This is a genomic window from Magnetospirillum moscoviense (assembly GCF_001650635.1).
In the GTDB taxonomy this organism is placed as follows: Bacteria; Pseudomonadota; Alphaproteobacteria; order Rhodospirillales; family Magnetospirillaceae; genus Magnetospirillum; species Magnetospirillum moscoviense.
This window is the reverse complement of record NZ_LWQU01000116.1, coordinates 1-586: the sequence shown is the minus strand read 5'-3', so window position 1 is coordinate 586 and position 586 is coordinate 1. Positions and strand designations below refer to the sequence as shown.

Here is a 586-nt window from a genome sequence, read left to right as displayed (position 1 = left end):
GCGGCGGCTTCGTCGATCTCGCGGATGCCATTGACGTTGTTGCCCTTGGCATCGACCACGCCGCGCACCACACGATAGCCATAGGCGCAGGAAGACGCGGCAAGGCCAGCCGCGATCTTGGCGCGGTGGCCTCGCTTGATCCTGGCCTTGAGGTCCCGCAACACCAAAGCGTTCATCGTCCCTTTCAGACCGATGTGCAGTTCGGAAATCTGCCCTTCATGCACGGTCCATATTCCGACCCCATGATAGGACAATTTTTCGTAGAGCCCGGCAACGTCTTTCAGCGAGCGTGAAAGCCGGTCAAGGCCCTCGGCGACGACCAGGTCAACGCGGCGTTTCTCGACCGCCTGCACCAGCCGCCTCAGCCCAGGCCGCTCCATGGTCGAGCCAGTGATCGACGCGTCCGAAAACACCAGGGCAGATTCTGCGGCGATTGATGGGAAGTGATCCTGGATGGCCGACCGGCAAAGCGCGATCTGGTCATCAACCGATGAGGGATTCTGGAGGTCGCTGGAATAACGGGCGTAGATTGCGGCGTGCTTCGGTGGGGGTGTGCGCTTCATGGCGAACGGTTATGCCCGTTGCC

The 586-nt window shown here is 61.4% G+C and carries 1 protein-coding gene; it reads right to left on the bottom strand.

The annotated features are described in order from the left end of the window. Positions 1–563, bottom strand: a 563-nt coding sequence (locus A6A05_RS05980; protein WP_172822206.1) for a recombinase family protein, incomplete at its 3' end; no start/stop codon positions are given. Positions 564–586: the final 23 nt, after the last annotated feature.